This is a genomic window from Williamsia sp. SKLECPSW1 (assembly GCF_054332755.1).
The window spans coordinates 240,152-264,990 of sequence record NZ_JBTGLI010000001.1 but is presented as its reverse complement, the minus strand read 5'-3'; the positions used below and the strand labels follow the sequence as shown (position 1 = coordinate 264,990).

Below are 24,839 nucleotides of genomic sequence, written 5' to 3'. Positions count from 1 at the left end.
AATCACCCGACGGGTGATGTGGACCCGAGGAGAGACCATGAACCGTTGCGTCGTGGGCCGCGCTGTGGCGTCGGCTCTGGTGGTGATCGCCGCGTCGTCGGTGGCGAACAGTGCTGTCGCCGACGCGGCCCCGGCGCGGGCCGACGGACACGGTCTCGGCCTGAACCTGCCGACGGCCCGAGCCGCGGAGAACGTCGACACGTCGTCGGGTGACGCGTTGCCGGCGAGACTGCGTGGGACGACGGCGCTCCCGGCGTCGGCATCGCTGCAGCAGTACGCGCTGCCCCCCGGTGACCAGGGGCAGGTCGGGTCGTGCGTCGCGTGGGCGACCGGGTACACCGGCTACGGCATCCTGATGCGCGAGCAGGGCATCACCGGCAGTCCGATGGCGCCGATGTTCGTCTACTCGCAGATCGCGCGAGGCGACGACGAGGGGACGACCGCCGCGGTCGCGCTGCCGATGGAGGTCTCGCAGGGCATCGACACCCGCGCCGACTACAGCCAGGGCGACTACGACTTCACGACGCAACCCACCGCCGCCGAGCGGACCAACGCCGCCCGCTACACGCTCTCCGGGTCCAGTGACCTCACCGCCCGCGGCGATCTGCGGACCAACGTCGAGAACGCCATCGCCAGCGGCCTGCCGGTCGCCATCGGATTCGCGGTCCGTCCGAACTTCGAGACGCTGACCGCGACCCGGTCGAACTACGTCCCCGACACCGCTCAGCCGTCCATCGGCGGGCACGAGGTGACCATCGTCGGCTACTCCTCGACCGGCGTCACGCTCGAGAACTCCTGGGGCACCTCGTGGGGGAACAACGGGTTCTTCACCGCGCCCTGGTCGTTCGTCACCGGATCCGACGTCGTCGAGGTGCACTCGATGGGCAAACTCGTCACGGCCTGAACGGCCCGTGGGGGCGCGGAACCGATCGGAGATCGCGGCTGCGCCGACTACGCTCGGCGCACATGACAGCTGCACCGATCGCCGGGGACGGGGGAGCGCCTGCGCTCGCCGTCGACATCGGTGGGACGAAAGTGGAGGCGGCACTGATCGATCCCGGCGGGAACGTCGTCCCGGGCACGCGGCGTCGGGCGCCGACCGGCGAGGCGACGTCGGCCGACGCGCTGGACGCGGCCGTCCTCGGCGTGATCGAGGAGGTGCTGACCGGAGCGGATGCGCAGCGGGGAGTGGCCGGGCTGCGCGGGATCGGTGTCGCCTGTGCGGGGCCTGTCGACGACGCGACCGGCCGCGTCGGCCCGATCAACCTGCCCGCCTGGCGTGACCACCCGCTGGCGGCGACCATCCGTGAGGCGCCGGTGGTCGTCGCATCCGGCCTGCCGGTCACCCTGCGACGCGACGGCGTCGCCATCGCGTTGGCCGAACACTGGCTCGGTGCCGGCGTCGGTGTCGACGACATGGTCGCGATGGTGATCTCCACCGGCATCGGCGGTGGAATCGTGCTCGGCGGCCGAGTCGTCGCCGGCAACGCGGGTCACATCGGGCAGATCGAGGTGTCCGGCCACACAGGAGAGTCCAGTCTCGGCAGTCGCACGACCCTCGAGTCGGTGGCCTCCGGGCCGCACACGGTCGCCTGGGCGCGGTCGCAGGGGTGGGCGGGGACCACCGGTGAGGAGCTCGCGGACGCCGTCCGAGCCGGTGACGCCGTCGCGCAGCGGGTGGTGGACCGCCTCGCCGACGTTGTCGCGCAGGGGATCTGCAGCGCCTGTGCGCTGCTCGACGTCGATCTCGTCGTCATCGGCGGGGGATTCGCCAGGGTCGCCGACGATCTCGTGAGGCGCATCGGTGAGCGGGTCGACCGGCACCCCCTGCCCTATGTCGCCGCCACGCGTGTCGTCCCGGCGGCGCTGGGTGACACGGCACCGCTCGTCGGCGCGGCGGCGTTCGTGCATCGCGCGGATCTGCTCCCGAGCTGAGTTCCCCGCGCGCACAGGACTTCCTGCAGAGACGACTCGACCCCGCCGCCGACCGTGAGGTCAGGGGCGGGGTCGAGCGGATCCGGTGAGATCAGACGGCGGAGACGCCGACCGCCTGGGGGCCCTTGGCGCCCTGCTCGGTCTCGAACGTCACGCGATCGTTCTCGTTCAGGCTGCGGTAGCCCGAACCCTGGATCTCGCTGAAGTGGACGAAGACGTCCTTGCCGCCGTCATCCGGGGTGATGAAGCCGAAGCCCTTTTCGGCGTTGAACCACTTCACGGTTCCCTGGCTCATGGTGTTTCTCCTACTGCTGTGTTGCTGATCGGACCGTGCGGTTTGCCCGGCCCAGGGTGGTGCCACTACGGGAGCGAGGGAATTCGAGAAGAATGCCCGACGCGCACGCGTGTGTATTTCTGCGAGCGACGATCGAACACAAAAACTACAACCGGATACGAGTCAACACGGGTGCCCGACCGCTGTCAAGATGGCACGCGCGCCGACAGGGCAGACGACTCGGCGAAATCGTTTGCGCTCAGCGTGATCGCAGAGGTGTCGGTCGATCGTGATCCCGCCGACACTCGGTCCTCGTGAGTACCGACAGCATCACATCCACCACCTCCACCAGCGTCGACGCCCGTTCCGGCGTCGATCTGACCGCACGGTTCGGGCCGATCTTCGACCGGATCGCGGCCGGCGCGGTCGAGCGTGAGGTCGACCGGAGACTGGCTTTCGACGAGGTCCGACTGCTCCGCGACGCGGGCTTCGGTGCACTGCGAGTTCCCGTCGAATTCGGCGGGTTCGGGGTGAGTGTTCGCCAGTTGTTCGCACTTCTCGTCGATCTCGCGGCGGCGGAATCCAATCTGCCGCAGGCGCTGCGGGTGCACTGGAGCTTCGTGGAGGACCAGCGACTGTCGACCGATGTCGCCGAGCGCGAGCGATGGTTGCGCGCGGTGGCGGGCGGGACGCTGGTCGGCAACGCGATCACCGAGCCCGGTGTGGGTGCCGTCGACCGGTATCGGACCACGGTCCGCACACAGGGCGCCGACTACGTGCTCGACGGCACGAAGTACTACAGCACCGGCAGCCTCTATGCCGACCAGATCCTCGTCGCAGCGGATCTCGAGGGGGAGCGGGTGTCGGTCCTCGTCGACGCCGACGCACCCGGTGTCACCCGGCACGACGACTGGGACGGCTTCGGGCAGCGTCTGACCGCCAGCGGCACCATCGAGTTCGTCGGTGTGCGCGTGGCCGCCGACCGTCTCCTCGGGCCCGGCTACGGCGCGCCGGGCCCCACCTACGCGACCTCGTACCTCCAACTGGTTCAGCTGGCCGTGCTCGCGGGCATCGCACGCCGCGCCACGGACGACGTCGCGGCCTGGGTCCGGGAGAGCACCCGCAGCTACAGCCATTCCGTCGCCGACCTGCCGAGGGAGGACCCGCTGGTGCAGCAGGTCATCGGTCGGCTGTCGAGCGCTGCTCACGTCGCCCGGACCACCGTGCTCGCCGTCGCGGACACGCTCGATGCGGCGATCGACGACGCGGCGGCCCGCGGGGAGTTCGACACCGGCCTGCTCGACGCCGCCGAACTGGCCACATCCCACGCGCAGGCCGTGCTGATCCCACTGGTCCTCGACGCCACCGACCAGCTGTTCGAGGTCGGCGGGGCCTCGATCACCTCCGAGCGTCTGCGCCTCGATCGTCACTGGCGCAACGCGCGGACCGTCTCGGTGCACAACCCGCTGATCGTCAAGCTGCAGTCGATCGGTGCCCACGTCCTCAACGGCACCGATCTCCCGTACGCGTGGAGCGCCGGGAAGCGGTGAGCGGACCGGCCGCCCGGTAGCGTCGGGCGGCGTGCACCCGACGTCGTCGATCCGCGGTCGGCTCACGTCGACCGATGCCCAGGCGCTGTGGATGTCCGGCGTCATCCCCAGCGACCAGTTCCTGCTCTACGCGTTCTCCGGTGGCATGGATGCCGTGGGAGTCCTGACGGAGCGAATCATCCAGCGCGCGAACACCATCGCGGATCTCCGCGTGCGTGTCGTGGAAGTGCCCGCCCACCTCGACAGTCCACGGTGGACGGCGACGACGGTGGCGGCGGATGCGGTGCGTGTCCACGCGGTCGACGAGTGGACCGCATGCCTGCGACGTCTCGGCGAGACTATGGCCGACCAGGTCGACGCCCGACACCTGCCGTGGCGGGTGCACCTGTTCACCGGTGTGCGGGATGTGCCCAGTGCAGCCGGGACCTCTGTCGTCGCCGTGCTGCAGATCTCCCACGCGCTGGCCGACGGCACGCTGGCGTCGACGCTCGCGCGTCGACTGTTCGACGACGCGGCGTGCGCGACGAGCGAGGTGCGGCCGCCGGGACCGACGGTGCCGCCGATCGCCGCGGCTGCCGTCGGGGTCGCGCGGATTCCGCTGCAGGCGGCGACACTGCTGGCGCGCGGCACCCGGGCGCATCGCACCCACCGCGATCGTGTGCGGGACGAGGAGTCGGGCCGCCTGCCGCGTCGACGGGAGGGCGTTGCGCGTCTGTCGGTCAACGTCGCGCCGGACACCCGACGTGATCTCCGGGTCGTCGTCACCGACGCCGACACGTTGCGTGACATCGGTCCGACGGTGACCGTCGGGGCGCTCACCGTCATCGGTCGGGCGCTCGCCGAGCATCTCGGGGTCTCGCTCCTGCGGGCCGAGGTGCTCATCGGTGGTGTCGGAGCGCGCCGGTCCCGTAACCACTTCCGTTCCGTCGGTGTCGATCTCGCGGTCGACGAGCCGGACCCCGCGCGGCGTGCGTCGCGCATCGCCGACGACCTCGCCGAGATGATGCGACGTGGCGAGCACCCCGCCGCGCGGGCGGAGTCGGCGGCGATCGCGGCGATGCCGGCCGCGCTCGTCGCCTGGGGTGTCCGGTCGTTCGACGTGACCGCGGTGCCGACCACGGTGAGCGGCAACACGGTGGTGTCGAGCGTGAACCGCGGTGACGACGACCTCGTGTTCGGTGGCGGGCGGGTCGCGCTGACCGCAGGGTTCCCCGCGCTGTCACCGGTGCAGTCGGTGACACACGGGGTCCACGGCATCGGTGGACGGGTCGCGCTGTCGGTGTGTTCCTCGCCGACGGGCCTGCCGGACCCGGACCGCTACGCCGACCGGCTCGCCGCGGCGCTGCGCTGAGCGACGGCGAACTCGGTGATCGCGCGGTGGATCCCGCCGGCGTCGAGGCCGGCGGAGGCGATGTGCTCGTCGGGTGTGCCGTAGCGCCGGTTCTCCTCGCGGTCGAACCCGAGCGCGAGCAGCCGGTGCGGCCGGTCGACCAGCGCCGCACCGACCTCCTGGCTCGACGTGCCCCGAAGATAGGGCTCCAGCAGGACCACGTCGGGCACGGGGCCGACGACGCCGCGCAACCCGGCGGCGTCGAACGGTCGGACGGTGGCGGTGTACACGACGGTCGGGTCGAGATCACTGCTCACGGCAAGGCTTTCGGCAGCCGCGAGGGCCGCGTCGAGGAGCGGGCCGACGACCACCATGACCAGTGCCCCGGATCCCCGACGGGCCACGTGCAGTGCCGGGGTGCCCACGTCGAACGAGCGGGAGTTCTGCTGCGCGGTCACCCGGATGTAGTGCCGCCCGCGCCGTCGATGTGCGGTCCGGAGGAGTTGCTCGACCTCGTCGGCCGTCCCGGGGACGTGCACGGAGAACCCCGGCACGGCTGCCATGAGGGCGATGTCGGCGTCGGTCCGATGGGTGCGTCCCATCGACGCCATGTCCACGGATCCGCCTGTCGAGACCAGCAGCCCGTCGACGTCCTGGTGGCCGAAGCCGAGTTTGACCTGTTCGTAGGCACGTTCGACGAGGAACGGCGCGAACGTGTGGACGATGGGGAACATCCCGGCCAGGGACATGCCCGCCGCGGCGTCGACGAGGAGTTGTTCGCGGATGCCGACGTTCACGACGCGGTCGGGGCGCAGGTCGGCGTCGCGGGCGAACCACTGGCCGGCGATCTCCGCGTAGAGGATCGCCGTCTCGGGGTCCTCGTCGACCAGGGACAGTGCCGTCTCGGCGAATCGGGTGCGCGGGTCGGCGGTCATGCGTCTTTCCTCTCGACCACGGCGGACACGAAGACGGGACGGCCGGGGCGCTCGGTCAGTGCGGTGCGGATGGCGTCGTGGTCGTGCCCGTCGACCTCGCTGACCGCCCAGCCCTCGAGGGCGAACCGCGACGGCAGGCGACCGGGGCGATTGTGTGTGGACGACGCGTTGTCGATCGCCACGACGGTGAGGTTGTCGAGCCCACGGGCTCCCGCGAACGCGATGGCCTCGTCGTTGGATCCCTCGTCGAGTTCGGCGTCACCGACGAGGACGTACACGTGGGCGTGGCTGCCGCGGGATCGCAGGGCCGTGCAGGTGCCCACCGCCATGGGCAGGCCGTGTCCGAGCGACCCGGCACCGATCTCGACCCCGGGGACCAGGGTGCGGTCGGGGTGACCGCCGAGGGGTGAGTCGTAGGACATCCAGTCGTCCAACCATGCGTCCGGGAACCAGCCGTGCGCGGCGAGGACTGCGTAGAACGCCGTGGGGCCGTGACCCTTCGAGAGGTAGAAACGGTCCCGGTCGGGGTCGGCGGGGTGATCGGGGGAGGAGCGCAGGACATCGTGGTGGAGTACCCACACCACGTCGAGCGTGGAGGTGGCTGCGGGTGAGTGCTTCTCGTCGCCGGTCATCCGGGCCATGAGTGCGGGTAGGTCGTCGTAGCCGAACCGGGGTGCGGTGGTTCTGGTCTCGGTGGTCATGTGACCACCCTCTGACTTCGAGTTCACTCGAAGTCAAGGATTGCTACCGTTCAGTCGTGCGCGTGCCCGTTGATCTCGTGCGCTCGGCCGGCGCCGCGGGTGAGCCGCTTCGGCAGGCGCCCGGCGAGTTCACCGAGCGGGGTCACGGCGTCGTTGAGCACGTCGACCGCGTCGCGCAGTTCGTGCACGGTCTCCTGGATGGCGACGATGCTCGGCGCGAGCTGTCCGATGACATCGGTCAGCTCGGAGATGCGTTCGATCGGCCCGCCCGGTGCGATCACCCGCTCCACGGCGCCGTTCTCGCCGACGAGCTGGTCGAGCAGTCCGCCGTCGGCGACGAGGCGGTCGATGATGCCGCCCTCCTCGGTCATCTTGTTGAGCAGTCCGTCCTCGGCGGTGAGCTTGTCGACGATCCCGCCCTCACTGGTGAGGCGTTCGAGGATGCCCTCGTTCTCGGTGAACTGGTCGATGACGCCGCCCTTGCGGCTCAAACGGTCGAGCGGCCCTCCGGCGGCGGTGAGCCGGATGAGGATCCCGTTCTCCTCGGCCATCTGGTCGAGGAGGCCGCCGTCGGCGGTGAGCTTCTCCAGTGAACCGTCGCGGGCGGTGAGCCGGTCGACGACGCCGCCGTCGGCGAGCAGTCGGTCGAGCGGTCCGCCGGGGGCGAGGATGCGACCGAAGGGACGGTCGGGGCCGAGGAGTTCTGCGAGCTGGCCGATCAGCTGCAACGGCGTGCGGGCGGAGAACGACGTGTCGTCCTCGACACCGAGCGCGGAGTTCACCTCGTGCGCGACGTTCTCCATGGTCAGGCGGGCGATGGTGACACCCGATTCCACCGCTGCGAGGGCGACACCCGTCGCGGCGAACCCGATCCGCAGAGGGAGTTCGACGGCGACCTTCACATCCATGGATGACAGCGTAGGCCATCGAGATGTGACGTAGACCGCTCCTCCGGGGCTTCGCTCAGGACGCCGGGCAAGCCTCGACGGGCACCGGGAGGCTCAGCGGCTGTGCCTCCGCGAACGAGAAGGTGACCCGGACGTTCTTGCCCGGACGGACCGACGGGTCGATGCCCGTGAAGGTCGTGACGATGCCCGACGGAGCCCCGGACTGGGTCCGGGTGGACGTCAGTGAGCCCGCGACCGGGATCTCGTGCGGTCCGCCGGGCTCGATGGACACGGTCTGGACGTCGTCCGCGCGAATCTCGGTGAGACGGTCGGCCGAGGTGGTCGATCGGTTCGTGACCACGAACTCGAGCGTCGCGCGGTCACCGGTCTGCGCCGCACAGTCGGAGCCGCGGAACTCCGGGACGATGTAGGCGTCGCTCACCGCGATGTCCCCGCTGTTCCCGTTGGTCCCGCGGTTGCTCGAACCGGTGGCGCTGTCGTCGCCGCACGCCGCGGCGAGGAGCGCCACGGAGACGACTCCCGCCGTGCAGAGCGACCGCGCACCGCGGTGCCGGGTGGCGGGTGCGACGGCGATGGTGGTCGAACGCGAGGACGGTGCGGGGGCGGTCGGTTGCGTCATTCCTGCACGGTAGCTGCCGCCTTCGCGGCGGCCTTCTTCTGTTTCTTGAACTCCCGCACCTTGGTCAACGACTCCTCGTCGACGACGTCGGCGACCGAGCGGAAGCCCTTCTTGCCGTAGTCACCGACCGCGGCCGTCCAGCCGCGGGGCTTCACGTCGAGCTGTTTGGCCAGCAGGGCGGTGAAGATCTTGGCCTTCTGTTCGCCGAAGCCGGGCAGTGCCTGCACGCGGTCGACGAGGTCCTTGCCCGACGTCGCCTCGGTCCAGATGCGCGTGGTGTCGCCGTCGTACTCGGCCACGACCGTCGAGGCGAGCGCCTGCAGCCGCTGGGCCATGGACCGTCCGTACCGGTGGATCGCCGGCGGGGTGGCACAGAGGTCGGCGAAGCGTTCGGGGTCGGCGACCGCGATCTCCGCCGGGTCCAGGGTGCCGAATCTCTCCAGGATCTTGGCGGGTCCGGCGAAGGCGCGCTCCATCGGGAACTGTTGGTCGAGAAGCATGCCCGCGAGAAGCGCGAACGGGTCCGTCGACAACAGTTCGTCGGCGGCGGGGTCCTGGGCAATGCGCAGCGTCACCATGGCGTGATCGTAATGCGGCCCGCGGGGTACTTCGGCCGGAGTAGCGTCGCCACCGCAGCGACGCGATCGAGACGAGGCAGGCGATGAGCACCACGACACGTTCCTCCGGCACCGACCAGCACGTCGCGAAGGTCATCGGTGTGACCGTCGCCGCGGCCGTCGGCGGCTTCCTCTTCGGGTTCGACAGCTCGGTGGTCAACGGCGCCGTCGACTCCATCCAGGGCCACTTCGGTCTCGGTGAGTTCATGAAGGGCTTCGCCGTCGCGGTCGCCCTGCTCGGCTGCGCGTTCGGTGCGTGGTTCGCGGGACGTCTCGCCGACATGTGGGGACGCAAGCGGGTCATGCTGCTCGGGTCGTTCCTGTTCACCATCTCCTCCATCGGGACCGGATTCGCGTGGAGCATCCCGGATCTGATCATCTGGCGGATCCTCGGCGGTCTCGGGATCGGTATCGCGTCCGTCATCGCACCCGCGTACATCGCGGAGATCTCGCCTGCCCGGTTCCGTGGCGCACTCGGGTCGATGCAACAGCTGGCGATCACCATCGGCATCTTCGTCGCGTTGCTCTCGGACGCACTGCTCGCCGACAACGCGGGGACTGCGTCCAGCGACTTCTGGTTCGGCATCGAGGCCTGGCGGTGGATGTTCTTCGTCGGTGTCATCCCGGCGCTGGTCTACGGGTTCCTCGCGCTGCTGATCCCCGAGTCGCCCCGGTATCTCGTCGGCAATCACCTCGACGAGGAGGCCGCTCGCATCCTGCGCGACGTGACCGGTGAGGCCGAACCCCTGAAGAGGGTCAAGGAGATCCGGCTGACGCTGCGTCGCGAGTCGAAGGTGTCGCTCGGCGACATCCGGGGCAACTCCTTCGGCCTGCACCCCCTGGTGTGGGTGGGCATCTGGATCGCGATCCTCCAGCAGTTCGTCGGGATCAACGCGATCTTCTACTACTCGACCACGCTCTGGAAGTCGGTGGGCTTCAGCGAGAGTCAGTCCTTCCAGACCTCGGTCATCACCGGTGTCATCAACGTCGTGATGACGTTCGGTGCGATCCTGTTCGTCGATCGCATCGGTCGGCGACTGCTGCTGAAGATCGGCTCCGTGGGCATGTTCGCGGGCCTGGTGTTGGCTGCCATCGCATTCACCCAGCAGCAGGGCAGCGGCGACGACGTCACCCTGCCGGGGCACTGGGGTGTCATCGCCCTGATCGGCGCCAACCTCTTCGTCGTCGCGTTCGCGGCGACCTGGGGCCCCGTCATGTGGGTGATGCTCGGTGAGATGTTCCCGAACCGCATCCGCGGCGTCGCGCTCGGCGTGTGCACGGCGATGAACTGGATCGCGAACTTCACCATCTCCCTGCTGTTCCCGCAGGTCAGCCAGAGCCTCGGCCTGGCGTACGTCTACGGGTTCTTCGCCTTCTGTGCACTGATCTCGTATTTCTACGTGCAGTTCAAGGTTCCCGAGACCAACGGCATCGAACTCGAGGACATGGGGCGCGAGCCCGAGGCCGAGAAGACCACGGTCTGAACCGATCGCGCCGCGATCACACTGTGGAGTTGTCAAGGTGCTGATGCGGTCCCGCGGGTGGGCGGGTGCTGGGAAGTGTTGTCGGTCAGGCGGCTGTGGCGTCGAGTCGTAGGGTGCGTCGGTTGTAGGCGGGTTGTGGTTCGCGGCGTGGGTCCACCGACGCGGTTGGTCGGATCCAGGGGTGTCGGTCGGAACCCATGACGATCTCCCACCCCTGCTGATGCACCGCGACGTGGCAGGTCCGGCACAGCAGACACCCGTTGTCACACGTCGTCGCCCCACCCTGTGAGTGGAAGATGATGTGGTGGACGTCGGTCCACGACGCGGGATCCCCGCACTTGATGCAGCACTGATCACGCGCCACGATGGCTTTGCGGGTGCGGCCGGTGAACAGTCGCGCCGCGGGTGAGATGTCGACCGGAGCGGCGTCGACATCGACCGCGATGCGGGTGACCGAGGCGTCGCACGCCAGCAGCGACACCGCCTGATCGGACACACTGCCCATCCACTGCAGGTGCGCCGGCCCGGAGGGCGTGATCCCACAACACTCGGTGTCCGTGGCGGGGATGGTCAGCAGGACCTCGGTCTTCGCAGGCGCCACCAGGCCACCATCACCGAGGGCCCGGGATGCCGCTTCGACCACCTGAACGAACGCGTCGGCGCGGCGTTGGGCCGCCGACCTCGGATCCGGCGTCCCGTCCGGGAGTGGCTTCGGGCGGGATGCCTTGTCGATGCAGGAGATCAACCTCTCCCCGGTCACGACATCGAGATCGAAGGACCCGGTGAGCCGTCCGTCGTCGCGTTGGGTCCAGGACACCTCGTTGAGCGTGCTGTCTTCGGCGACCGGGGTCACTGTCTCCTCCCCATCGTCGCCGGGCTCAGGCTGGTGCTCGAGTGCGATCGCTCGTGCCCGGTCGGCTATCTCCACCGGCGACCGCCCTGCGAGGGCGTGCCCGATCAGGAGCGTCTCCGTCTCGACCGCGAGCTCCGACCCGAGTGGCGAGCGGGTCCGGACCGCGACGTGACGTACCCCGCGGGCGATGGCGTCGGCGAACTCCGCCGAGATCGACCCGTCCCGCACATGCCGAGCCAGCACCGGCAGATGCATGATCGCCCGCCCGAGCCGGATCGCCCGCGACGCCACCACCGGAACACACCCGTGGCGGCGCAGCAGTTCGCGCACCGACATCCCGAATCGCTTCGCCGTGCCCCGGCTTTCGATCTCCCCGGTCAGCGCGGCCAGCACACCGTCCGCAGCGTTACGTGCCGCGACCGCCGCACGCACCCCCGCCAGCAGCACGTCATCGTCCGCGGGCATGGTGCAGTCGCGAACGGCATCAGCGAGACGGTCGACCGCCTCCACCACGGAATCGAACATACATTCGACTCTACCGCCTACCGTTCAGACGTCAAGGGCAAATCGGAACAAATGTGCGATTCACTTCGGCGTAGGACCACCGGCCGGCGCGAGGCCTCGACGCGGCGAATATCAGCGGCGCCGGAACCGTACGGTCCTGCAGACTGTCGGGATGCTCATCTCCGTCACGGCGCACCGATCGCCGGCGCTGACGACGCCGTCAGACCTCGGGTTCCTGCTCCACAAGCACCCGGACCGCGCCCAGTCGTTCCCGGTCTACGGCGGGGTCGCGCACGTCTTCTACCCCGAGGTCAGCGACTCCCTCTGCACCGCAACTCTTCTGGTCGAGGTCGATCCCGTCGCACTGGTACGGGGTCGGGGATCGGCTCGCGACGGGTTCGTGCTCGGCCAGTACGTGAACGATCGCCCCTACGTGGCGTCGTCGCTGCTCGCGGTGGCGATGGGGAAGGTCTTCCGCTCTGCGCTCAACGGTCGCTGCGACGCACGTCCGGAACTCGTCGACACGGCACTCGACCTCACGGTGACGATCCCGGTCGTCCCCGGTGACGACGCGACGGTACGGCGGATGTTCGAGCCCGTCGGATGGGCGGTCACCACGTCGTCAATCCCGCTGGACCCCCAGCGACCGGAATGGGGTGAGGCGCCGTCGGTCTCGCTGAACCTGACCGGGAGCATGCGTCTGCGCGAGGCACTGAGCCACCTGTACGTGCTGCTGCCGGCGCTCGACGACACGAAGCACTACTGGGTGGGCGACGCCGAGGTCGACAAGCTGGTCCGGACGGGATCGGGGTGGCTCGCCGCGCACCCGGAGAATCGGTGGATCTCGCACAGGTATCTCGCGCACCAGCGCGATCTGACGGACAGCGCGGTGGCCCGGCTGGTCGAACTCGACGACGGGACGCCCGACGAGGCCACACCGGTCGACCCGCCCGTCGAGGACACCCGTGACACCCGCCCGTTGGTACGACGTCGGCACGACGCGGTGCTGGACGTCGTGGCGGCCGTCGCGCCGTCGTCGGTGGTGGATCTCGGATGCGGGCAGGGAGCGCTCCTGCGACGGTTGTTGCCGATGCAGGGGATCGATCGTGTCATCGGCACCGATGTCTCCGACTCCGCGCTCGCCACCGCGGCGAACCGCTTGCACGTCGATCAGATGACCGAGCGGCAGGCCGACCGGTTGTCGCTGTACCTGTCATCGCTGATGTACGTCGACGAGCGACTCGAGGGGATGGACATGGCGATCCTCATGGAGGTCGTCGAACACATCGACCCGGACCGTCTACCGGAGGCCGTGGCGTCGGTGTTCGGGTCGATGCGACCGCGCCACGTGGTGGTGACGACGCCGAACGTCGAACACAACGTCCGCTACCCGTCGTTGTACCCCAATGGTTTCCGACACGGTGATCACCGGTTCGAGTGGACGCGGGCGGAGTTCGACGAGTGGGTGCGCGCGACCGGGGACCTCTACGGCTACGACGCCGCCATCACCCCGGTCGGCGACGTCGACGAGACCGCCGGGCCGCCCACCCAGATGGCGGTCTTCCACATCCGCGAACGTCAGGAGGTGACACGATGAGCGACCTCGAGATCCCCGAGCTGTGCCTCGTCGTCCTCGTCGGCATCACCGGGTCCGGCAAGTCCACTTTCGCCGCGACGCATTTCCGGCCGACGGAGGTGATCTCCAGCGACACCTGTCGCGCACTGGTCGCCGACGACCCGACCGACCAGGCCGCGACCGCCGACGCATTCGAGGTGCTCGAGTACATCGCGGCGAAGCGGCTCGGGCGCGGACTGCTGACCGTCGTGGACGCGACGAGCGTCCAGGCGTCGGCGCGGAAGTCGCTGGTCGAGCTGGCACGAAGCCACGACGTCCTGCCCGTCGCGGTGGTCCTCGACGTGCCGGTCGCGGTGGCACTGCAGCGCACCGAGTCCCGGACCGACCGGGACCTCTCGCCCCGCGTCGTGACCCGACAGCACGATCAGCTGCGTCGATCCCTCCGCTCCCTGAAGCGGGAGGGTTTCCGGACCGTCCACGTCCTCGACGGCGTCGAGGCGATCGACGACGCGTCCATCACCCGTACCCGTCTGTTCAACGACCGCCGTGACGACCACGGACCGTTCGACATCGTCGGCGACGTGCACGGGTGTCGGGAGGAGCTGGAGGACCTCCTCGTCCGGCTCGGCTACACGATCGTCCGGGACGGATCGGGTCGCGCCGTCGATGCCGTGCACCCGGATTCGCGTCGCGTCCTGTTCGTCGGTGACCTCGTCGATCGCGGTCCCGACTCGGTCGGTGTGCTGCGTCTGGCCATGGGGATGGTCGGCGCCGGCCACGCCCTCTGCGTGACGGGGAACCACGAGGCCAAACTGGTCCGGGCGCTGGGTCGTCGGGACGTGACGAGAAGTCATGGTCTGCAGGAGACCTTGGATCAACTGGCCGTCGAGGGCGACGACGTCACCGAGCAGGTACGGGCCTTCTGCGATGCACTGGTCGCTCACTACGTCCTGGACGACGGTCGCCTCGTGGTCGCCCACGCCGGTCTGCCGGAGAAGTACCACGGACGGGCGTCGGGACGTGTGCGAGCGTTCGCCCTCTACGGCGACACCAGCGGCGAGACCGACGAATTCGGCCTCCCGGTCCGCTACCCGTGGGCGCAGGACTATCGCGGGTCCGCCGTGGTGGTCTACGGCCACACCCCGGTCCCGGAGGTGGAGTGGGTGAACAACACCCTCTGCGTCGACACCGGCTGCGTGTTCGGCGGATCGCTGAGCGCCCTGCGGTATCCGGAACGCGAGGTGGTCGCGGTACCTGCGCGTGCGGTGCACTACGAGCCGGTCCGTCCGGTCGACGCCGCAGTCGACCGGGACCCGGCGCAGCTCACGCTGTCCGACGTCATGGGTGCGCGGGTCGTCGAGACCGAGCACCTCGGCAGGGTGTCGGTACGCGCGGAGCATGCCGCGGGCGCGTTGGAGGTGATGAGCCGTTTCGCGCTCGCGCCGTCGCAGGTGGTCCACCTGCCGCCGACGATGTCGCCGGTCGACTCGTCGACGCGCGACGGGTATCTCGAACATCCCGACGAGGCGTTCGGGCACTACGCGAGAAGTGGTGTGGCGCAGGTCGTCTGCGAGGAGAAGCACATGGGATCGCGTGCGATCCTCCGGCTCGACCGGGACGGCACCGGGGTGGTCCACACCCGCACCGGCCGGGCGTTCTTCACCCCGGATCGCGAGTCCGCGATCCTCCGACGCGCCGCCGACGCCGCCACGGCGGCGGGGCTGTGGTCGGATCTCGGCGCCGATCGGATCATGCTCGACGCCGAGATCCTGCCGTGGGCGGAGAAAGCGGACGCGATGATCCGGTCGCAGTACGCGCGTGTCGGCGCGGCAGCGACGACGGCACTGCCTGCCGCCGTCGAGCAGGTGTCGCGCGCGGCGGGTCGGGGCGTGGAGGTCGCCGACCTGCTGCGGTCCATCTCCGGACGGGTCGAGACCGCGGCCGCGTTCGTCGACGCCTATCGGCGGTACGCGCAACCGTCGGCCGGCCCGCTCGGCGTGCAGGTCGCGCCGTTCCAGGTCCTGGCGTCGGGCTCGCAGACGTTCGAGACCCGGGACCACCTGTGGCATCTCGACGTCGCCGACCGACTGGTGTCCGCGGACGCCGACCTGTTCCGTCCGACACGTCGTCTCGTCGTGGACACCGGCGACGAGACCGCAACGGGGCAGGGCGTCGGCTGGTGGGAGGAGCTGACCGCCAACGGGGGAGAGGGCATGGTGGTCAAGCCGCTCGCGAACCTCACCCGGGGACGGCGAGGACTGGTACAGCCGGGTGTCAAGGTCCGCGGCCGCGAGTACCTGCGCATCATCTACGGACCCGACTACACCGATCCGGACACGCTCGCGCGGCTGCGCACGCGCAACCTCGCGACGAAACGGTCGCTGGCGCTGCGCGAATACGCGCTCGGACTGGAGGCGTTGCGCCGGTTCACGACCGGTGAACCGGTGTGGCGCGTCCATCAAGCCGTGTTCGCCGTCCTCGCCATGGAGTCCGAGCCGGTCGACGCGCGGTTGTGACGGCGACGGCGTCGATCCTCGCGACGACCGTGGTGCTCGGCACGGTCGTCGGGGTCGGCGTCGTCCCACGGCTGCGGCCCGCGCCCCGGCTCGGTGGCCGCCTCCGCCACCCCGGGCTCTGGCTGGGACTCGTCGTCGCGGCGATGGTCGTCAACCAGGTCCTCGTCACGGCGTACGTCCATCAGGAATGGCGCGACGACACGTCGCGGATCACGCGGTATCTGCCGTCCGGATGGTTCGACATGGCCGACCTCGGGCGGGTCTCGGATGTGCTCCCGGCATGGCCGTGGACGGTGTTGCACGTGCAGGCGGCACTGGAACTGCCGTTCGTCGTGCTGGCGCTCCTGGTGGTGGCCCGGTGGTTCGGGCCCGCGGAGTTCGCGCGTCTGACCGCGGCACGCTGGTGGATCTCGGCGTCGTTCACCGCGACGTTCTGTCTGATCGAGTGGGATCTGCGCAACCCGTACACGATGGGGGACATCGTGATCCGGGTGATCGCCGGAGTGGTGCTGCCGCTGCTCCTACCGCTGCTGGGGGCCGGCGACGGCCGTCCACGCGGACTCCTCGTGCTCGCGGTCTCCGTCGGCGCGTTGGGGTGTCTGGTCCTCGCCGGCTACGACGTCCTCACGCTGTACAACCTCGGACACGTGCGGCGGTGGCTCGTCCCGGTGATCGCAGCGGCCGCTGTCCTCGGTGTCGCCCGCCGGTGGGCGGCGCGGTCACCGGCCCGTCCCGGCCCGGTGACCGCCTGTGCGATCGCGAGTCTGGGATGGTTCGTCGTCGTGTTCGCCGTGCCCTCGCTGCCGGTCCGGTACGGGTTCACCTTCGGCACGGCCTGGCTGTCCGCCGCGGCGGGCACAGTGAGTGTCCTGGTCGCGGTCGGGCTGGGGTGGGATCGTCGGCGGTGGCGTGCACTCTGCGGTGCGGCAGCCCTCGGTGGGCTGGGTGCCATCGTCGGTGTGGTGGCGACGTCGACGCTCGTCGAGGCCCGATTGCTCGCCGCCGCCGTCGGATTCGTCGTCGGCGCCGCCGTCGCCTGTGCTCTCGCGGATCGGCGGCGACCGGGAGAACCCCGCACGGACGCCGATTCGCCCGCCGCGAACACGCAGCGGGCGAACCGATCTCGAGGAGGGCGTGGGGTCCCTCTCAGGCGTTGGTGATCCCGACCATCGGAAGGAAGAAGCAGCTGCGGCCGCCGTTGTCCACGGTCCCGAAGACGGCCGAGAGGACGGTGCCCTTGCCGGTCGTCACCGGGGCGAGACGGCTACCCGCGGGCGCGATGGTGTCGACGATGCCCGCCAGGGTCTTGGCGGCCATGTCCTTGATCGGCGACGGCGGGACGTTCGCCAACCACGCGTCGACCAGGGTCTGTCCGGCCTTGCCCATCTGCGCGATGCCGAACTTGCCGGTGGCCGTGTTGAACCACGCGACCTGCATCCCGGTCGCGGTCTGGTCGCTGGTGACGCCCGCGGGGACGAACCCGTAGAGGGTCTGTCCGTCCTTCACCACGTTCGGGTCGATGTTCACCAGGGGGATCGTCGGCAGCGCGAGACCCGGTGCGGCCCAGGGCCCGGCGACGGCGCCACCGGCGGCGGGCAACAGGCCCAACGGGTTCGACGCCGTCGGCGCGGTGCAGTTGAACGCGACCGTCGGGTTGAGGAACGGCTGGATCCCCAGGCTCCGCAGCGTCTTGTTCGCCGTGTCCAGCAGCGACAGGACGTCGGTGCCCGAGGTCGCGCTCAGGGTGGGTGAACCCAGTGCGGCGGCAGCGGCAGCCTCCGGTGTCGGGGTCGGTGCCGCCGAGGCGGGGGCGGCCACCGCGACGCCGCCGGCGGCCAGGGACAGGGCCACGGCGCCGGCCGCCACCGAGCGACGCAGGGACCGGGTGAGGGGTGACGAAGGCATGGGGGTACTCCATATCGGTCGCGAGGGGATGGTGCTGGGTCGTGACCGACAGGTGCCGGTCAGGTCAGATGAAGGCGAGTCCCACCGTGGGGATGATCTGGCATGCCACCGTCTTGCCCTTGGTCTTCGTGGTGACGGTGCCGTAGATGGCGGAGAGCACGCGGCCCTTGCCGGTCTGTGCGATCGCGGTGAACGTCCCGGGGCCGTTCGCGGCGTTGATCCGGTCGTTGCGACCGAGGTTGATCTGGCCGGTCCGACCGTTGTCGATGTTGATCCAGATCGCGGTCAGCGGCGCGCGGGCGTTGTCGAGCGCCGGACCGGTGCCGAGGCTGGTGTAGACGTAGCCGGCCTGGCCCACCTTCGGGCCGGGGGCGGGCGCCTCCTGCGGGCCGGCGGTCACCAGAGCGAACCCGACCGAGTTCCCCCCGGGGATGCAGCCGACGCCGATGGTCGGGTAGAGGAACTGCTGGATACGCGGGGCGTTCGGGCCGGTCGGGATCACCGGGTCGTTGGCCGCGGCCGCGACCTTGGCGACCTGGGCCGGCTTGGCCGACCCGTCGAGGAAGCCGGTCACCTGGTGCCAGATGGAGCTGACCTGAGCCGGCATCCCGGGGGCGTCGGCGATGGCCGTGGCCTGGGAGATCAGATCGGAGTTGATCTTTCCGTCGGGTCCGGGGGTCATCGCGGAGCCGACGATGGCGGGGACGAACGAGCCCAGCGAGTCGAGCGTCGACTTGTCGACCTTCGGCGCGGCCGGCGCGGACAGGGGGAGTGAACCCACCTGCGACGAGGTGCTCGGGGCGGCAGGTGTCGTCGGCGCCGGGGTGGCGAAGGCGACAGCGGGCACCGTCATGGCGGTCAGGACGCCCAATGCGGTCGTCCCCAGCTTCCGGCGGGTTCCCATGGTCAGCGCTCACATCCCATCGCAGTCATATCGGGCCGTCGTGCGGTCGCCCGCGGCCAAGCGGTCAGTCTAGGTCGTCACGGCGTGTCGCTCGCCGCCCAGGGGACAGTAGCGTGGTACCAGAGTGACCAGTGATACGGGTGATGCGATTGTTACGCGCCCGTCATGCCCCGGTTGCCTGTGCGTCGCCCGCGATCTGCTCGTCGATCACCGCGGCGAGGTCGGTGTCCTTCCCGGTCAGTCCGCCCGCGGAGTGGGTGGAGAGGGTGAAGGAGACCGTTCGCCAGCGGATGTCGATGTCGGGGTGGTGGTCGCGATCCTCGGCCGCCTGTGCCACCCGACGAACGATCTCGACCCCCGCCAGGAACGACGACGCGCCGTAGGAACGGCGCATCTCCGTGTCGGTCACGGTCCACTCGGGGAATCGGCTGCGCGCCTGATCCCGCTCGTCGTCGGTCAGCAGTGTGTCGTCGCGTGCGGCCATCACCCCATGCTGGCAGGCCTCTGGTTGGATCGGGTCCGTGAACGGCAGACAGATGCGACGGCCCCGCAGCGCGGTCCGACTCGGTGCGCTGCTCGCGGCGTCGATCGCGGTGATCGCGACCGCGACCGGGTGTTCGGGGTCCGACGACGCCGACCAGGTGACGCTGCTGACGCACGACTCGTTCGCGCTGCCCGAGTCGGTGATCGCCGACTTCACCAAGCAGACGGGTCTGAAGCTGGTCGTCACGAAGTCCGGCGACGCGGGCCAGCTCGCCTCGACGATCTCGCTGACGCCGGGGCGCCCCAAGGCGGACGCCGTCTACGGGATCGACAACACCTTCGCGTCCCGCCCGGTGACGGCCGGCGCGCTCGCCGACTACACGTCGCCGGATCTGCCGTCGTCGGCGCAGGACTACGTCCTCGCCGGTGACGCGGGGAAGCAGCTGACACCGGTCGACCGCGGGGACGTCTGCATCAACGTCGACACCGCCTGGTTCGCGCAACGGGGCATCCCCGCGCCGACGTCGATCGACCAGCTCACCGACGCCCGCTACAAGGGTGACCTCGTGGTGATGGATCCCGCCACCTCCTCACCCGGTCTCGGGTTCCTGCTCGCGACGATCGCCGCCCGCCCGGGGGACTGGCAGGACTACTGGAAGGCGCTGCGCGCCAACGACGTCGCGGTCGTGTCGGGCTGGGACGTGGGGTACAACCAGGACTTCTCCGGCGGCGAGGGCAAGGGGCCCAAGCCGATCGTCGTGTCCTACGCGTCGTCGCCCGCCGAGAACCCCGCCACGAAGGCGCTGCTCGACGGCTGCTTCAAGCAGGTCGAGTACGTCGGCGTCCTCAAGGGGGCCGCGAACACCGAGGGTGCGCACAAGCTCGTCGACTTCATGCTGAGCGACGAGGTGCAGCGCGCACTCCCGGAGTCGATGTACGTGTACCCGGTGCGCGACGGGGTGCCGCTGCCCGAGTCGTGGGCGAAGTACGCGCCGCTGCCCACCGACACCGTCGATCTCGCGCCCGGCGCCATCGCCGAGAACCGGGAGAACTGGCAGCGCGAGTGGCGCACGATCATGGGGCGCTGACCCCGGCGTGCGGCTGTCCGCGGACGACGCCCGCGCCCGGCTCGTCGGTGAGTCCCACGGGGTGTTGTGCACCCTGCACCCGCAGCGTGGTCCCGACCCGGTGCCGGTCGTGTACGCGGTGGTCGCCGAGCACGTCGGCGTTCCCGTCGACACCGTCAAACCCAAGTCCGCCGGACGGCTGGGCAGGGAGGACGACCTCGACGGCGACCCGCGGGCGGCGCTGCTCGTCGAGCACTGGGACCCGGTGGACTGGTCCCGACTGTGGTGGGTGCGTGCCCACCTCGAGCACGTGCCGGACCCACCGACGTCGACGGTGGAGGCGCTGTCGGCACGACTCGAGGCGCAGGTCCCGCAGTACGACGGCCGCCCGTTCCGCCGCGTCCTGGTGTGCCGGATCGTCGCGCTGACCGGCTGGTCCGCGAGCGGGTCGGTCGGGGTCGGTTGACACACTGGTGACAGCAATCCGTCGAAGGGGGTGACGCAGTGCCGGCCGCGTCACGACGCGCGCGACTCGGGGGAGGACTCCTCGCGACGCTGCCCCTGCTGTTCCTCGCGGTGTTCTTCGTGTGGCCGGTCGTCGCGCTCGTGCACCGCGCCGTCACCAGCTCCGACGGAGCCGGACTCGGAGCCCTGCTCGACCGGACCGACGCCTGGGGACTGCTCGGCTTCACCCTCGCCCAGGCGGCCGCCTCGACCGTCCTGACGATCGTCGTCGCCGCACCCCTCGTCTGGCTGGTCACCGTCGCCCCGCGGTGGGCGTCGACGCCGCTGATGGTCGTCGTCACCGTGCCGTTCGTGTTGCCGACCGTCGTCGTCGGCATCGCGTTCCGCGCCCTCCTCTCGCCGGGCGGGCCACTGGGCGGGCTCGGCCTCGACACCTCGGTGATCGCGATCCTCGCCGCGCACGCGTTCCTCAACGTCGCCGTCGTCGTCCGCGTCGTCGGGGCGGCGTGGCGTGCCCTCGACCCTCGTGCCGAGCAGGCGGCGCGCACTCTCGGCGCGAGCGGGCCGCGGGCGTTCCTGACGGTGGTCGCGCCGCGTCTCCTGCTGCCGGCGGTCTCCGCCGCGTCACTGGTGTTCCTGTTCTGCGCCACGAGCTTCGGCGTGGTGGTGATCCTCGGTGGAGGTCGTCTGCAGACCCTGGAGACGGCCGTGTACACCCAGGCCGTCGGCTACTTCGACATCCCCGCCGCGGTCGCGCTCTCGATGCTGCAGATCGTGGTGGTCGTCGTCGCGGTGGTCCTCACCCGGGTGCTCACGCCCACCACGCAGGCCGTCGCCGGTGGGGCCCGGGTGCACCCGACCTGGACCCCGCTCCGCCGGGCCGCGGCGATCGGGGCCGCGGCGTGGGGTCTGCTGGTGCTCGTCGGGCCGCTCGTCGTGGTCGCATTGCGGTCGGTACGTCCGACCTCCGGTGGCACCTGGACTCTCGAGGGGTACCGGGCGCTGGCGGCTCCGGTGAACGGCGAGACACCCCTGGACACCCTGCGCAGCAGCGTGATCAGTGCCGCCTGGGCCACCGTGATCGCCGTCGTCGTCGGTCTGGTGGCGGCCGTCGCGCTGCAGCGGTCGCGGGGCCCCGCTCGCACGGTCGCCTCCGGGCTCACGCTGTTGCCGCTCGGGGTCAGTGCGGTGACGGTGGGGTTCGGCTATCTCATCGTGCTGGCCGCGCTGCCGCCCGACGTCGCGGCGTCGCCGTTTGTGGTCCCCGCGGTGCAGGCCGTCGTCGCGGCACCGGTGGTGGTGCGGATCATCGCGCCCGCCCTCGCCGCCGTGCCCGACACGCTGCGGTACGCCGCCGCCGGTCTGGGTGCGGGACCGTGGCGGGTGTGGCGCACGGTCGACCTGCCCGCGGTGTGGCGATCCCTGGCCGTCGCAGTCGGTTTCGCGTTCGTCATCGCGATCGGCGAGTTCGGCGCGACCGGCTTCGTCGCCCGGCCGGGCACCACGACGCTCCCGGTGCTCATCGGATCGGCGCTGAACCGCCCCGGCGCGCAGTACCTCGCGACGGCGATGGCGGCGTCGATGCTGCTCATCGTCACCACCGCGGTCGTCGTCGTCATCATGGAGTCGCTGCGCGGCGTGGAGGGCAGCGAGTTCTGATGTTGGAGATCAGCGGCTTGCGGGTCCGGTTCGGCAGCACTGTCGTGCTCGACGGGCTCGACCTCACCGTCGGCGCCGAGGGCGCCCCCGTCACGGCCCTCGTCGGCCCGTCGGGATGCGGGAAGTCGACACTGGTGCGGGCCGTCGCCGGGCTCGAGCGGGTCGACGCCGGCGCGGTGCGCGTCGACGGCCGGGACCTGTCCGGCGTCCCGCCCCACCGCCGGGACTTCGGCGTGGTGTTCCAGGACGGTGCGCTGCTGCCGGGGCGGTCGGTCGCCTCCAACGTCGGCTACGGACTGCGGGCCCGGCGGTGGTCCCGTCGTGACGTCGCCGGCCGCGTCGCGGAGATGCTCGAGCTGGTGGGCCTGCCCGATCTCGGTGATCGCCCGGTGTCGCAGCTCTCCGGCGGGCAGGCGCAGCGTGTGGCCCTCGCCCGTGCCCTCGCCCCGCGTCCCCGGCTGCTGTTGCTCGACGAGCCGCTCTCGGCGCTCGACCGTCGTCTGCGCGAGCGGCTCGCGGTCGACATCGCCGACATCCTGCACACCACGGCGACACCCACCGTGCTCGTCACCCACGACCACACGGAGGCGGCGACGATCGCCGACCGTGTCGCGGTGATGGATGCCGGTGTGGTGGCCCAGGAGGGTTCTCCCGACGACGTCTGGCGTCGGCCCGCGAGCGAGGACGTCGCGCGGTTCATCGGCTGTACGACGCTCCTGTCGGCCGAGGTCGTCGACGGCGTCGCGCAGACGCCGCTCGGCCCGGTCGACGTCGGCTGGGCCTCGCCGGCCGATCGGTGCCTGCTCGGTCTGCGCGCCCGATCGGTCGTCAGGGCGCCCGGGGGAGTGTCCGTCCGCGTCGAGGCGGTCGCGGCGCTGCCCGACGACCGGCACCTGCGGGTCCGCACCGCCGACGGCCTGCGGGTCGCCGCGGTGTCGGCCACACGGGTCTCGATCGACGACGAGATCACCGTCGCGCTCGACCCCGATCGCGTCGCGGTCGTCGGGCCGTGGCCCGGCTAACCCAGCGACAGCTGCGACAGGTCCGTGCGCAGCATCATCACGTTGTAGTCGAGCCAGCGCGAGGCGGTGAAGTACAGGTAGCGGCCGTCGCCACCGGAGGTCGGGTAGATGTACGGCGCGTAGACCCCGGCGGACTGTCGTGACGACAGCAGCGTCACCGGCGCACTCCACGGTCCCTGGGGTGCGGTCGCGGTCCGCAGCACCAGCGTGCCGTCGGTCTCACGGCCGTACAGCATGACGTATCGCTGCAGCCGGTCGTTCCAGGCGACGGACATCTCGCCGACCGGTTCGGTGAGGACCTTCTCCGACTTCGTGGTGTCCGGCGACCAGCCCTTGCCGTCCCAGTAGGTGTACTTCGTCAGGTCGAGGATGTCCTGCGGGAGGAAACGGCACAGGAACGCCGCGCCGAAGCGTCCGTTGGGGGTGCCGTACTGGTAGACGTAGCCGTCGCGACCCCGCAGGTAGGCGTTCACCTGGTACTTGCCGTTGCTGTCGTCGATCTGCTCGACGCCGGGCACCGACACGGGGGTGTTGAGCCGGATGGTCCGCGGATCGGTCGACCACGTCTGCCCGTTGTCCCGCGACGAGGCGATGATCGAGTAGTTCGTGACCCAGCGTCCCGGTGCGCCCCACTGCCGCACCGACATGACGTTCATGTACTGCACACCGTCGATGGCGATCGCCGCGGTGGGGATGGTGGTGATCTCGACGCCGCTGACGCCGACCGCGGGCAGCGCGCCCTGGGCGAACCGGGGCGACGCGGCCGACACCGATGCGCCCGAACGGACGTCGCCGGGCACACCGGCCGGGATGTCGACGCCGTTCGACGGGTCCGTGTCGTTCGTCCGCAGGACGACGTTGTGACGCCACTGCTGGGTGGGGGCGTTGCACTCGCCGAAGGTGTCGCCGAACGCCATCAGGGTCTGACCCGATCCGTTGTCCCAGGCGATGCCGAGGTCGGTCCCCGTGATGCCGAACCGGCTGTCGGTGTGGTTCGGCGAGCGGGGGCCGGTGATCCAGCGGACGGTCTGGGTGGGCCCCGCCCCGAGGTCCGGGAGGTCGCCCTGCGCGCTGGACCGGCCGAGCAGGCCGCCGGAACTGCCGAAGGCGCCGGGGAAGGCCCTCCCGACGAGGCTGTCGAGACTGGACCCGAGGATCCCGGAGTTCCCGCACGGGGACGCGCTCGCCGGTGCCGCCGCCGTCACGGCGGCGACGAGACCCGTCGCCAGCGTCAGCACGGTGGTCAGGGTGACGCTGTGGCTGCGCCGCATCCGGGATTCCTCCTGTCCGGGTCCCGGAGCACTGTGTCGGAAGTGACGTGAGTGACTGGTGGGACGAATGATCGAGACGATCATGACCGAGCGATCGGACCTCCGACCGGGCCGACGACGATCGCGGCCGAACGGTCACCGGATCGTTACGAGGCGCTGTGACGGCTGTCTCTCGACCGGACCCGATACCCTTGATCCGGCCACATCGCGGTCGGCCGGATTCGTCGTGCCCGCGTAGTGCCCTGTCGACCTCAGAGAACG

23 protein-coding genes are annotated in these 24,839 nt (G+C 70.4%); 12 read left to right on the top strand and 11 right to left on the bottom strand.

Features of this window, described 5'->3' with window-relative positions; all coding sequences use genetic code 11:
• Window positions 1-37 precede the first annotated feature (37 nt).
• Complete coding sequence (locus ACXVUM_RS01270; protein WP_458520076.1) at window positions 38-904, top strand: C1 family peptidase; 867 nt, start codon at window positions 38-40, stop codon at window positions 902-904.
• A 62-nt stretch (window positions 905-966) separates the two neighbouring features.
• Complete coding sequence (locus ACXVUM_RS01265; protein ID WP_458520075.1) at window positions 967-1,935, top strand: ROK family protein; 969 nt, start codon at window positions 967-969, stop codon at window positions 1,933-1,935.
• Window positions 1,936-2,026: 91 nt separating this feature from the next.
• On the opposite strand, the gene ACXVUM_RS01260 is transcribed toward ACXVUM_RS01265, so the two are convergent.
• The gene (locus tag ACXVUM_RS01260) at window positions 2,027-2,230 is read right to left on the bottom strand and encodes a cold-shock protein (RefSeq protein ID WP_299571080.1); all 204 of its coding nucleotides are present in this window, start codon (window positions 2,228-2,230) and stop codon (window positions 2,027-2,029) included.
• Between the two features lie 308 nt (window positions 2,231-2,538).
• On the opposite strand from ACXVUM_RS01260, the gene ACXVUM_RS01255 reads away from it, so the two are divergent.
• Window positions 2,539-3,759 (top strand): acyl-CoA dehydrogenase family protein, encoded by a 1,221-nt coding sequence (locus ACXVUM_RS01255; protein ID WP_458522748.1) that lies wholly within the window; start codon window positions 2,539-2,541, stop codon window positions 3,757-3,759.
• A gap of 31 nt (window positions 3,760-3,790) precedes the next feature.
• The gene (locus tag ACXVUM_RS01250) at window positions 3,791-5,110 is read left to right on the top strand and encodes a WS/DGAT domain-containing protein (protein ID WP_458520074.1); all 1,320 of its coding nucleotides are present in this window, start codon (window positions 3,791-3,793) and stop codon (window positions 5,108-5,110) included.
• Here ACXVUM_RS01250 and ACXVUM_RS01245 read toward each other — a convergent pair.
• The 5 genes from ACXVUM_RS01245 to ACXVUM_RS01225 are packed head-to-tail and all read right to left on the bottom strand — an operon-like array spanning window position 5,077 to window position 8,830.
• The gene (locus tag ACXVUM_RS01245) at window positions 5,077-6,024 is read right to left on the bottom strand and encodes a transketolase (protein WP_458520073.1); all 948 of its coding nucleotides are present in this window, start codon (window positions 6,022-6,024) and stop codon (window positions 5,077-5,079) included. The two genes, ACXVUM_RS01250 and ACXVUM_RS01245, sit on opposite strands and share 34 nt — an antisense overlap.
• Entirely contained in the window at window positions 6,021-6,725 is a 705-nt protein-coding gene (locus ACXVUM_RS01240) for a transketolase (RefSeq protein WP_458520072.1), read from the bottom strand. Before ACXVUM_RS01240 ends, ACXVUM_RS01245 begins: the two co-directional genes overlap by 4 nt.
• 50 nt (window positions 6,726-6,775) lie before the next feature.
• Window positions 6,776-7,633 carry a hypothetical protein gene (locus ACXVUM_RS01235; RefSeq protein ID WP_458520071.1) on the bottom strand — a complete coding sequence of 286 codons (858 nt, stop codon included), beginning with the start codon at window positions 7,631-7,633 and terminating at the stop codon, window positions 6,776-6,778.
• Between the two features lie 55 nt (window positions 7,634-7,688).
• Window positions 7,689-8,252: a hypothetical protein gene (locus tag ACXVUM_RS01230; RefSeq protein WP_458520070.1), complete on the bottom strand. Its 564-nt coding sequence runs from the start codon at window positions 8,250-8,252 to the stop codon at window positions 7,689-7,691.
• Complete coding sequence (locus tag ACXVUM_RS01225; protein WP_458520069.1) at window positions 8,249-8,830, bottom strand: HhH-GPD-type base excision DNA repair protein; 582 nt, start codon at window positions 8,828-8,830, stop codon at window positions 8,249-8,251. The genes ACXVUM_RS01230 and ACXVUM_RS01225 overlap by 4 nt, the downstream gene beginning before the upstream one ends.
• Window positions 8,831-8,913: 83 nt before the next feature.
• Between ACXVUM_RS01225 and ACXVUM_RS01220 the strand changes: the two genes are divergently transcribed.
• A complete protein-coding gene (locus tag ACXVUM_RS01220) occupies window positions 8,914-10,353 on the top strand; it encodes a sugar porter family MFS transporter (protein ID WP_458520068.1) in 1,440 nt (479 codons plus the stop codon).
• An 85-nt stretch (window positions 10,354-10,438) separates the two neighbouring features.
• Here ACXVUM_RS01220 and ACXVUM_RS01215 read toward each other — a convergent pair whose 3' ends face one another.
• On the bottom strand, window positions 10,439-11,731 hold the full coding sequence (locus ACXVUM_RS01215; protein WP_458520067.1) for a DUF222 domain-containing protein: 1,293 nt from the start codon (window positions 11,729-11,731) through the stop codon (window positions 10,439-10,441).
• A 151-nt stretch (window positions 11,732-11,882) separates the two neighbouring features.
• Between ACXVUM_RS01215 and ACXVUM_RS01210 the strand changes: the two genes are divergently transcribed.
• The 3 genes from ACXVUM_RS01210 to ACXVUM_RS01200 are packed head-to-tail and all read left to right on the top strand — an operon-like array spanning window position 11,883 to window position 16,962.
• Window positions 11,883-13,307 (top strand): 3' terminal RNA ribose 2'-O-methyltransferase Hen1, encoded by a 1,425-nt coding sequence (locus tag ACXVUM_RS01210; protein ID WP_458520066.1) that lies wholly within the window; start codon window positions 11,883-11,885, stop codon window positions 13,305-13,307.
• Window positions 13,304-15,802: a polynucleotide kinase-phosphatase gene (locus ACXVUM_RS01205; protein WP_458520065.1), complete on the top strand. Its 2,499-nt coding sequence runs from the start codon at window positions 13,304-13,306 to the stop codon at window positions 15,800-15,802. The genes ACXVUM_RS01210 and ACXVUM_RS01205 overlap by 4 nt, the downstream gene beginning before the upstream one ends.
• Window positions 15,799-16,962, top strand: a complete 1,164-nt coding sequence (locus tag ACXVUM_RS01200; RefSeq protein ID WP_458520064.1) for a hypothetical protein — start codon at window positions 15,799-15,801, stop codon at window positions 16,960-16,962. Before ACXVUM_RS01205 ends, ACXVUM_RS01200 begins: the two co-directional genes overlap by 4 nt.
• Here ACXVUM_RS01200 and ACXVUM_RS01195 read toward each other — a convergent pair.
• From ACXVUM_RS01195 to ACXVUM_RS01185, 3 genes are all read right to left on the bottom strand, one after another.
• Complete coding sequence (locus tag ACXVUM_RS01195) at window positions 16,949-17,707, bottom strand: hypothetical protein (RefSeq protein ID WP_458520063.1); 759 nt, start codon at window positions 17,705-17,707, stop codon at window positions 16,949-16,951. The two genes, ACXVUM_RS01200 and ACXVUM_RS01195, sit on opposite strands and share 14 nt — an antisense overlap.
• Window positions 17,708-17,771: 64 nt before the next feature.
• Window positions 17,772-18,611 (bottom strand): Rv1157c family protein, encoded by an 840-nt coding sequence (locus ACXVUM_RS01190; protein WP_458520062.1) that lies wholly within the window; start codon window positions 18,609-18,611, stop codon window positions 17,772-17,774.
• A gap of 163 nt (window positions 18,612-18,774) precedes the next feature.
• On the bottom strand, window positions 18,775-19,095 hold the full coding sequence (locus ACXVUM_RS01185; RefSeq protein ID WP_458520061.1) for a 4a-hydroxytetrahydrobiopterin dehydratase: 321 nt from the start codon (window positions 19,093-19,095) through the stop codon (window positions 18,775-18,777).
• A gap of 37 nt (window positions 19,096-19,132) precedes the next feature.
• On the opposite strand from ACXVUM_RS01185, the gene ACXVUM_RS01180 reads away from it, so the two are divergent.
• From ACXVUM_RS01180 to ACXVUM_RS01165, 4 genes are read left to right on the top strand one after another with little or no spacing between them, the layout of a single operon-like run.
• A complete protein-coding gene (locus tag ACXVUM_RS01180; protein ID WP_458520060.1) occupies window positions 19,133-20,182 on the top strand; it encodes a thiamine ABC transporter substrate-binding protein in 1,050 nt (349 codons plus the stop codon).
• A 7-nt stretch (window positions 20,183-20,189) separates the two neighbouring features.
• Window positions 20,190-20,627, top strand: coding sequence for a hypothetical protein (locus tag ACXVUM_RS01175; protein WP_458520059.1), 438 nt, complete (start codon window positions 20,190-20,192; stop codon window positions 20,625-20,627).
• A 38-nt stretch (window positions 20,628-20,665) separates the two neighbouring features.
• Window positions 20,666-22,285: an ABC transporter permease gene (locus tag ACXVUM_RS01170; RefSeq protein WP_458520058.1), complete on the top strand. Its 1,620-nt coding sequence runs from the start codon at window positions 20,666-20,668 to the stop codon at window positions 22,283-22,285.
• Entirely contained in the window at window positions 22,285-23,307 is a 1,023-nt protein-coding gene (locus ACXVUM_RS01165; RefSeq protein ID WP_458520057.1) for an ABC transporter ATP-binding protein, read from the top strand. The genes ACXVUM_RS01170 and ACXVUM_RS01165 overlap by 1 nt, the downstream gene beginning before the upstream one ends.
• Here ACXVUM_RS01165 and ACXVUM_RS01160 read toward each other — a convergent pair.
• Window positions 23,304-24,578, bottom strand: a complete 1,275-nt coding sequence (locus ACXVUM_RS01160; RefSeq protein ID WP_458520056.1) for a DUF4185 domain-containing protein — start codon at window positions 24,576-24,578, stop codon at window positions 23,304-23,306. The genes ACXVUM_RS01165 and ACXVUM_RS01160 overlap by 4 nt on opposite strands.
• Window positions 24,579-24,839: the final 261 nt, after the last annotated feature.